This is a genomic window from Bacteroides sp. 1001302B_160321_D4 (assembly GCF_015667765.1).
Lineage (GTDB): Bacteria > Bacteroidota > Bacteroidia > Bacteroidales > Bacteroidaceae > Bacteroides > Bacteroides xylanisolvens.
Genome location: NZ_JADPLO010000108.1, coordinates 1 through 9,448 on the forward strand (window position 1 = coordinate 1; position 9,448 = coordinate 9,448).

Below are 9,448 nucleotides of genomic sequence, written 5' to 3' on the forward strand. Positions count from 1 at the left end.
GGCTATTACTTACCCCGCTCTTTACCTTATTTCTCTATTTCTTTGCCAGCCTCCTGCCAGGAATTAAATCCTTTATCAAGCTCAAAGACCTTATAGCCCTTCTCACTCAAAATTGCCGCAGCCTTCTTGCTCCGATTACCACTACGGCAATACACAGCCACCGGTTTATCCTTCTGTAATAATGAATCAGCCATTGAAGCAAAAGAATCATCCATCACATTGATATTGATTGTCTTCGTGATGTGCCCCTCCGAATATTCCGCAAGTGTGCGGACATCCAGACGTTGTATATCCTCATTCTGAATAAGAGAATCAAATTCCTCTACATTCATGGATTGAAAATCTCCTTTCTGCTGACAAGAGAAAAGGGAAGAGAGAAATAAAAATATCCCCACGATTAATTGATTCAATTTAAACATATATACTCTATTATTCAATTCTGCCCAGGAGTATAGTCAAACCCGGGATCACAATACTTTTCAGATACTACCGCAGATCCATCCTTATCGTACGTACAATATTTAAACTTAATATTTATAGTCCGGCCAGGATGCTCTTCATCAATATATTGCGCCAAAGGAACAGAGATGTAAGCACGCCGATTATAGTATTCTTCATCACTGTTCGCATCATGGTATAATAACATATTCACAATACCATTTGTTTTAAGTTCAGACACATCTTCCACTATGCCGAAAGTATGTCCTTTGCCTGTACTGACTTTTAGATTCAGAATCATATTCAGATAATCCCTCCCCAGCCAGATACTGACCACCTCTACCGGGTCTTGCTTTATACCGTCTTTATACACCGGATCATCTTCCGGCTTAGGCACCGGCACAATGAGCGATTGCAAAGAATATATAGTAGCCGCACTTCCATCCGGAAGCACTTCATAGTTACTCATTACACGTCTGGAGGTATTTGCGGCAATAGTAGAACCCGTACGGTCTTCCGCCACAGGCAAAGCCTCTCCCTTATCAGGAATAAGCGTTTGTATACGACCGTCTTCCCCGGCCTCTACAGTCACAAATTCCAATTTCACCGAAGGATAATAATAATCATCATCTCCACAGGCAGTCATCAGGAAAAGCAATCCCCACAACCAAATAACATGTAATTTTCTTCTTTTCATCGGCAAGCTGCTAAATAATTAACTAACGGATTGGAATACATTAATAACAACTTCTCACGCAAAAAGTCTTCATCCTTATTCGGAATCTTGATCTTTGCCAATTGTTGTTCAATATAGTTCATAAACTGTTGTTTCTCTTCTTCCGTGTAATTGGAGACGAATTCCGTCGTGCCATTCAGCCAATCGTACGCCACATAATTTCCCGGATATATCCGGTAATTACGATGAATGCGGCGGTCAATACAAGCAGAGATACGGGCAAACAAATCCGGTTTCGGCAACGAACGGTCCAACTCTTTCAGATCATCATTCAGACAAGGGGCAACCTGAAAATGTACCCTGCCTTTATATCCGAAAAGACCGGTTTGCATATTAATCAAATCGTCCTGCGTCGTCTTCTTATACCCTTCGATGTCTCTCTTCAACTGAAACTCCTGCGCTTTCAGAAAATCACACGGGTCATATTCGTATGAAATAGCAAGCGGAGCAATATTCATTTCCATCAAACGGTCTATCAAATCACCTTCACCACCCATTGCCAGCATTTTCAACACACTGTCTTGCGTACGGTCATTCGAATCTTTTGCACGTCCTTCACGCTGCGCAATCCAAATAGACTGTTTTTTCTCCGAAATGGTGTAATGCATATAACGAGACATACGTGCTGAAGATTCCAACATCTGCCGCATTGTCAATGCCCGCTGCACAATGAATGATTTATTGACACGTACCAGTTTCTTAATCCAGGGATAAATCAGCAAATTATCTCCAATCGCTATTTCTACCGTATCCATTCCCTGGTCAATCAACAAAATAGAGAGAAAGCCCGAATCGAGAATAATGTCTCTATGATTCGATATATACGTATAAGCTTTACTTTTATCCGGTATGGCGGTATGATCCAGTGTCAGCCCGGCGGTATGATCTGCCGCTATCTTCCACAAAATGCCATAGCAAAATGCCTCCTGAAAATCAAGTTTAGTCTTACAGGCACGCATTTTCTGCGCCAGAAGTTCAAATGGAACGTTCGGTATAGCCCCGGTAGCAGCTTTCTGAAAAGCCGGATCGGCAATCAGTTCCTCAAAGATTTGAGGAAGTTCCTCATCATTGTAAGGACGAATTTCATTAAACTCTGTCAGATCCATCACGTGATTAAAATTTGTTTTCAATAATATCGGTCATCACATCCTTTATATCCAGTCCGGCTGCACGCACCTGCTGGGGAATAAAGCTGGTAGTAGTCATTCCCGGAGTAGTGTTTACTTCGAGAAGATTCAGTTTTTCACCGGCAGTCACAATATAATCTACACGGATAATGCCGGAGCAACCTAATATATCATAGATAGCCGAAGTCAACATCTGCACACGCTTGGTCAGTTCGTCCGAGATACGCGCAGGAGTGATTTCATCTACCTGTCCATTATATTTAGCATCATAATCAAAGAACTCATTGTGCGTCACCACTTCCGTAGGCGGGAAGATAACTGTCTTCTCTTTGGTCTTATAGCAGCCGCAAGTCAGTTCCGTTCCATCCATAAACGCTTCTACAAGTACTTCTTGCGCCTCTCCGAAAGCTTTAACAATGGCCGGCTGTATTTGTTCTTTTGTTTTTACTTTCGTAACTCCGAAGCTCGAACCTCCCAGACTAGGCTTGATAAAACAAGGCAGACCGATCTTTTCCACTACTTCCTCGTCAGAAATCGATTGTCCCTGGCGCAGCAACAATGATTCGGCAATGCGCACTCCAAAAGCTTTCAGATATTGATTGCAGGTAAACTTGTCGTATGTAATGGCAGCTGCCAATACTCCACAACAGGAATACGGTATACGCATCATATCAAAATAGCCTTGCAGGCGACCATCCTCACCGGGCGTACCATGGATGGTAATATAAGCAAAGTCGAACACAACCTTTTCTGTTCCGTTCGTAAAACTAAAATCATTTCTATCTACCGGCACTTTATTTCCGTCCGGCAATTGTACTTCCCAGCGACGGCCTTCCATCTCCACGATATACAAATTATACTTTTCCTTATCAATAAAGGAATAAATGCCCTGTGCACTACGCAGGGAAACTACGATTTCAGAGGTATCCCCTCCTGCTACGATAGCGATGTTGCGTTTCATTCTAATTCTCTATTACTTATATAGCCTCTCCACTTCTCGATAAGCCGGGTCATGTCATCCGGAAGTTCGGAAGTAAAGTACATCTCCTCACCTGTGACGGGATGCACAAACCCCAACGTCATAGCATGCAAAGCCTGTCGGGGACAAGTGTCAAAGCAATTATTTACAAACTGTTTGTATTTACTAAAATGAGTTCCTTTCAGTATCTCATGCCCGCCATAGCGTTCGTCATTGAACAATACATGACCGATATGCTTCATGTGGACACGGATCTGATGGGTACGTCCTGTTTCAAGTATACATTCCACAAGGGTTACGTATCCCAGTCTTTCCAATACACGGTAGTGCGTAACGGCATGCTTGCCCACCGTCGGGTCGGACATCACCGCCATCTGCATCCGGTCTTTCGGATTGCGGGCGATATTACCGACAATCGTTCCTTCATCCTGTTCCACAACGCCCCACACCAGAGCACGATATCTGCGTTTGGTAGTCTTATTAAAAAATTGGAGTCCCAGATTTGTTTTGGCATCCGGTGTCTTGGCAATCACCAGCAAGCCCGAAGTATCTTTGTCGATGCGATGAACAAGTCCCACGTGCGGGTCATTGGCATCGTAATCCGGTATATCCTTCATGTGCCAGGCGAGCGCATTGACGAGCGTGCCGTGATAGTTTCCGTGTCCCGGATGCACTACCAACCCTGCCGGTTTATTCACCACCATTACGTAAGGATCTTCATAAACAATAGTAAGGGGAATATCTTCAGGAATAATTTCGTTTTCATAACGGGGGCGATCCATCATCACCGTTATGACATCCAGCGGTTTCACTTTGTAGCTACTCTTCACCGGCTTGCCATTGGCCATAACGAACCCATCTTCGGCAGCTTTCTGAATACGGTTGCGCGAAGCATTGACAATACGTTCGAACAGATATTTGTCGACTCTGACCATCGCCTGTCCCTTATCTACAACCACGCGGAAGTGTTCGTAAAGCTGGGATTCGTCGCCGACTGGTTCTATATCGTCTAAATCATTCTCCAGTTCATCCGGAAGTTCTTCCTCTATCATGCGAGTCCGTTTCTGTTATTTATCTATTAAAACCAACTATCATCTTGAGTAGATGACGATTCTGACGTAACCGGCTGGTCCGTATCTACGGAAACATCGGCTGAATCTTCTTCCGACGTATCACCGGAGCCGTTTCCGACCATCAATGTTAACGAAGATCCCACAGGAATTTTCTCACCCGCAGCCAACTGACGTCCCTGGTACTTCACGCCGTATACCCAGTCTTTCTCACCATTTACCAATTGAACCTGATTCAGTTTGAAACCGGCATTCAGCAATTTAGCCTGCGCCTGGCGGAGCGAACTGTTGTCCGCCACATCGGGAATAGCACGCAAAGGGACATCCAACGTATTGACAGTCAGATATACCGTACGTCCTTCTTTCACTTTCTCGCCGGCTCCCGGCTTCAGTTCGAGAATGATACCTGCTGCTTTATCCTTTACATATTTGGTATCAGAAATCACATATACCAAACCGTGATTCCGGAACATTTTCGCTGCTTCGTCCACCGTCATCCCTTTCACATCGGGAACGGCAACAGTTTCACCATGATGAGTATGTATATCAAGCCATTTCAATACACCGAATATCATCACTACCACCACAACAATCATGGCGATCATGTTCACCCAGAAGAATTTATTTGTTTTAAAAGAAAAGAATTCTTTAATAGTCATACGCATTGCTGTTAATATGCGCCAAAGATACGACAAAATAGTTGAACTTTTAAAAAGTAGGCGATGAAAAATGTCCTCATCTATTATGCAAGAACGCTTATCATCGCCAGAATTGCTGCAACTATAATCCCCACTCCTATAGATTTCAACAACATTATTATATTTATGCGGGGTTTCAAATCCCCCGAATCTGCTCTTCTATTACGTATGTTTGTTTATGAGTCTTGTTCTATTCCACAAAGAAAAGCAAAAAGTCATAAACAAGAGCAAACAATAGCGCTTTTTAACATACTATTCTCCTGAAAATCAGGAAACAAAAAAGGCGAAGATTAAATTCCCCGCCTTTTTTGTTTCCTGATGACAAGTGATTATCACTTTTGTCCGTTGTACTCATCAGAAACAGTCAGTTTCTTTCTGCCTTTTGCACGACGAGCAGCTAATACTCTACGACCATTAGCCGATGCCATTCTCTCACGGAAACCGTGTTTGTTCTTTCTCTTTCTGTTAGAGGGTTGAAATGTTCTTTTCATTACTGTATCTTGTTTTTATGTTATTATTCTACGTAATCGGGCTGCAAAAATAGGCACTTTTTTTAAATTAACCAAGAGATAACTCATTTTTGCTCAAAAGTTTTTGTGTTTTTTACCGATTTAGATTACTTTTGCAGTCGAATTCCTGCGAAAACAATTAAATAACAATAATATATTAAGAAAAATAGCAGTATGATTAATGCTCAAGACATCAAAAACGGAACTTGTATCCGTATGGACGGAAAGCTCTATTTCTGTATCGAATTCCTGCATGTAAAACCAGGTAAAGGTAATACTTTCATGCGTACTAAACTGAAAGATGTAGTCAGCGGTTACGTTCTTGAACGCCGTTTCAACATCGGTGAAAAGTTGGAAGATGTACGCGTAGAACGTCGTCCGTACCAATTTTTGTATAAAGAAGGAGAAGATTATATCTTCATGAACCAGGAAACATTCGACCAACACCCTATCGCTCACGATTTGATTAACGGTGTTGACTTCCTGCTCGAAGGTGCAGTATTGGAAGTTGTTTCTGACGCTTCTACTGAAACTGTTCTTTATGCAGATATGCCGATCAAGGTTCAGATGAAGGTGACTTATACAGAACCGGGCGTGAAAGGTGATACAGCTACCAACACACTGAAACCTGCCACTGTAGAATCAGGAGCAACCGTACGTGTTCCGTTGTTCATCAACGAAGGTGAAACAATTGAAATCGACACTCGCGATGGTTCTTATGTAGGACGTGTAAAAGCATAATTGACAAGAACATATATAAAAAAACCGGAAGTTTTTGGACTCCCGGTTTTTTTATGTCTTTACCGATATTTATTTGTATCCGGCTGCTTTCGCAATTCTTTTAGGAATCTCCGTGTTATCAATCTTTTCTCCAAACAGTTGAGAACCTGCGCCGATAGCAAATACAGGTACATAACCGGCAGAGTGACCGCCACTTACCCAACCTACCATAGCAATCTCATCCATCACTTCCTTAGCACGTGCAGCCATCGGTTCACTCTTAGAGTACATACTTTCAGCAAATACGACTTTATTCTTCACGAATGATTTTTCAAACTCATCACGTAATTTCTTTTCCTGTTCCCAAGAAATAGGGAATTGTTTCCAGAAACCCATTTCTTCGCCCAGGAATGTTTTCATATCTTCCCAAGTCACTTTATTGCCTTTTGATTTTCTCAATTCGCTGATACGTTGTGAAAGTCCGTCAGCAGAATGTTTCTGATGCTGCAATGCTTTCAGGTTCAATTCATATTTTCCTGTACCCAGCACAATACCACCTGTTTCATGGTCGGCAGTAACGACAATAAGGGTTTCTTTCGGATGCTTTTTATAAAACTCATAAGCTACCTTGATAGCATTATCCATATCCTTTACTTCGTTGAACACTGTAGCAGCATCATTCGCATGACACGCCCAGTCTATTTTGCCACCTTCTACCATCAAGAAAAACCCTTTCTTATTATCTTTAGTAAGAAAATCAATGGCACTTTCTGTAATCTGCGCTAAAGTCAAATCACCTTCTTTACGATCGATAGCATAAGGTAAACAAGATGGATTAGCACCTTCTTCCTGAATCAGGATCATCTTTTCTGCTTTTGCAGCTTTTGCCTTATAGTCATTGTAGCCACGTGCTACTGTATATCCGGCTTCTTCAAAAATAGGGAAAATACTTGGAGCTTCTTTCTTGTCAAAAGATGTAGTCGGTTTAAGAAAACCACCACCTGCATAAAAATCAAAATTTGCTTTTGGCAAATCCAAAGCTATTTCATAATATCTATTACGATCGGGTTGATGTGCATAGAATGCGGCAGGAGTAGCATGATCTACACTAACAGAAGTAGTTACACCAACTTTCTTACCAGCTTTCTTTGCCTTTTCTGCTACAGTCTGAATAGCATTCTTGTCCTCTCCCACAGAAATTGCATGATTATAAGTCTTCTTGCCTGTTGCTAATGCAGTACCTGCAGCAGCAGAGTCGGTTACTGAATTTTTAGCAGAGAAAGTAGTTGCCATAGTAGCAACCGGGAATTGAGTAAATAACAAAGGTTCAACACCAATACGGCCATTTTGAATTTCCGCCTGATACATCTCCGTACCATTTACTTGATTGACTCCCATTCCATCCCCGATGAAATAGAATACGTACTTTGCCTGCCCGTTGGCTACAACGGAGATAAAGACAAAGAACAATGTGTAGATTAACTTTTTCATTCTCTAGTATATTTATTTTTAGATTATTTGTCTACAAAGGTAGAAAAAAAAGAAGAAATTATCCGGATGCCATATTACAAATTCATCACATCTTGCTCAAACCTGTCCTTATCACCGGCAGCCTTGTTACGCATCCGGCTACGATAATTATAGATAGTCGCCAAAGAGTAGCCCAGAAAATGGGCTATCTTGTTACTATCTATCACTCCCAGGCGAATAAGGGCAAAAATGCGGAGTTCCGTTGTCAGCAGTTCATCGGATTTCGGGTATATGCGCCCTTCTTCTACCAGCAGTTCATTAAAGGCGGTAATAAAGTTCGGGAACAGTTTCAGGAAAGACTTATCAAACTCATTATAGAATTCATTCCGCTCGTCACGGATAAACTGCTCGGACTTGATGGCTTTGAACAAGTCTTCAATACGTGACGCCATAGCCAGCTTCGCCAGTGAACGACGGTAAGTTTCCAGCTTATCCAGATAGTTGACGCATCTGTCCAGATAGCGGGCGATATACACCTCTTTAATTTTCCCCGTCTGTTCCAGTTCTTTGTTTACTGCCTGCATTTGTTTGTTCGCCAAGCTTAAGTCACGCCGCATGGCAGACAGTTTCTTCATCCAACGATACAAATAGAAAACAGCAATAAGGAGAAAGAAAGACAACAGACTGACGCTGACAAGCATTGCCTGTGAAACCACACGTTCTTTTTCTTCCTTCAGTTTATAAGCCTTGTCGATAATAGGAAAGAACTCCGTCACCTCAATAAAACGCAGGCGGGCATTGCAAGCTACGGCGTCTTCCATCGAACAGCTCAGATATTTGTAAGCGCGGTCTACATCGCCCAGTTCATACATCAAGTGTGCCAGTTTCTGCAATGAAGCATATTCCCTGACCGAAGATTCCAAATCGGCAATAGCTGTCAATATCAGATAATATACTTCTTTTTCCATATCGCCTTTCATGCCATATGCTTCGGACAGCGTATAGTAGATATAGACTTTCTGACGTTCGTCAACCGCATCCTTCAACGCGTCGCTGAGCATCACCAAAGCTGTATCAGCCTTACCTGTAACGATACATTTCTCAGCCAGTACAATCGTACGGTTTATTTCGGGCGGCATTATACCAATGATAGAGTCCCTGTATAAATCTGTCTTTGTCAGGTATTTCTTCTTTTCCTCTTTATTAGTGGTATAGTCTGCAAGCCAACCATAACAGGCACGATAAGTCTGATAATAGGATAGTAATGTTTGTTTGTCCAGCTTCTCCGAATTTATGCTCTCCAGTTCTTTCATGGCTTCAATATACATTCCCATCACTCCCAATACTGTTGCACGGTCAATTATTATCTCATCTGCCAATTCCGGACGGGTCAGTTGGGGGAGAAGCTGTTGTCTCCTGTTTATATAATAAAGTGCAGAATCTGCCTGATAATGAAGATAAGCATCGAACAAAGAACCATACAAGCGATATTTATCAGCAGGAGCAACCGAATGAGCGAGCTGCATTTTCAGCGCATCAATAGCTTTCTCTTTCTGAACCTGAAAAGTCTCTTTCTTATTTATAATATCATGGCTCAGTTGTAATTCTTGGGGGATTAAGTTTAGTCAATTCCCTTCATGCATATACCTTTGCTAGCCTAAAAAGGAAGAAGCTCATATCCACTACTCCTCTAAATGATGC

10 protein-coding genes are annotated in these 9,448 nt (G+C 42.1%); 1 reads left to right on the plus strand and 9 read right to left on the minus strand.

The genetic code is table 11. From position 1 onward, the window contains the following. Positions 1 to 26 precede the first annotated feature (26 nt). The 7 genes from KFO40_RS24595 to rpmH form a co-directional block, all read right to left on the minus strand. On the minus strand, positions 27 to 419 hold the full coding sequence (locus KFO40_RS24595) for a rhodanese-like domain-containing protein (protein ID WP_004312995.1): 393 nt from the start codon (positions 417 to 419) through the stop codon (positions 27 to 29). A gap of 14 nt (positions 420 to 433) precedes the next feature. Further along, on the minus strand, positions 434 to 1,135 hold the full coding sequence (locus KFO40_RS24600) for a NigD-like protein (RefSeq protein ID WP_004312994.1): 702 nt from the start codon (positions 1,133 to 1,135) through the stop codon (positions 434 to 436). Further along, a complete protein-coding gene (locus tag KFO40_RS24605) occupies positions 1,132 to 2,280 on the minus strand; it encodes a 1-acyl-sn-glycerol-3-phosphate acyltransferase (protein ID WP_117683204.1) in 1,149 nt (382 codons plus the stop codon). Before KFO40_RS24605 ends, KFO40_RS24600 begins: the two co-directional genes overlap by 4 nt. A gap of 7 nt (positions 2,281 to 2,287) precedes the next feature. Next, entirely contained in the window at positions 2,288 to 3,262 is a 975-nt protein-coding gene (locus KFO40_RS24610; protein ID WP_004312992.1) for a D-alanine--D-alanine ligase, read from the minus strand. Further along, complete coding sequence (locus tag KFO40_RS24615) at positions 3,259 to 4,332, minus strand: RluA family pseudouridine synthase (RefSeq protein ID WP_117811519.1); 1,074 nt, start codon at positions 4,330 to 4,332, stop codon at positions 3,259 to 3,261. The genes KFO40_RS24610 and KFO40_RS24615 overlap by 4 nt, the downstream gene beginning before the upstream one ends. Before the next feature lie 26 nt (positions 4,333 to 4,358). Beyond that, positions 4,359 to 5,009 (minus strand): PASTA domain-containing protein, encoded by a 651-nt coding sequence (locus KFO40_RS24620; RefSeq protein WP_008016764.1) that lies wholly within the window; start codon positions 5,007 to 5,009, stop codon positions 4,359 to 4,361. 371 nt (positions 5,010 to 5,380) lie between these two features. Then, on the minus strand, positions 5,381 to 5,539 hold the full coding sequence (gene rpmH / locus KFO40_RS24625; protein ID WP_004299762.1) for a 50S ribosomal protein L34: 159 nt from the start codon (positions 5,537 to 5,539) through the stop codon (positions 5,381 to 5,383). 192 nt (positions 5,540 to 5,731) lie between these two features. Between rpmH and efp the strand changes: the two genes are divergently transcribed. Continuing rightward, the gene (gene efp / locus KFO40_RS24630) at positions 5,732 to 6,298 is read left to right on the plus strand and encodes an elongation factor P (RefSeq protein WP_004312989.1); all 567 of its coding nucleotides are present in this window, start codon (positions 5,732 to 5,734) and stop codon (positions 6,296 to 6,298) included. A 69-nt stretch (positions 6,299 to 6,367) separates the two neighbouring features. Here the strand turns inward: efp and KFO40_RS24635 are convergent, their stop codons facing one another. Beyond that, complete coding sequence (locus KFO40_RS24635; protein WP_004312988.1) at positions 6,368 to 7,768, minus strand: alkaline phosphatase; 1,401 nt, start codon at positions 7,766 to 7,768, stop codon at positions 6,368 to 6,370. Between the two features lie 74 nt (positions 7,769 to 7,842). Beyond that, the gene (locus tag KFO40_RS24640; protein ID WP_211146901.1) at positions 7,843 to 9,363 is read right to left on the minus strand and encodes a DUF6377 domain-containing protein; all 1,521 of its coding nucleotides are present in this window, start codon (positions 9,361 to 9,363) and stop codon (positions 7,843 to 7,845) included. Positions 9,364 to 9,448 lie beyond the last annotated feature (85 nt).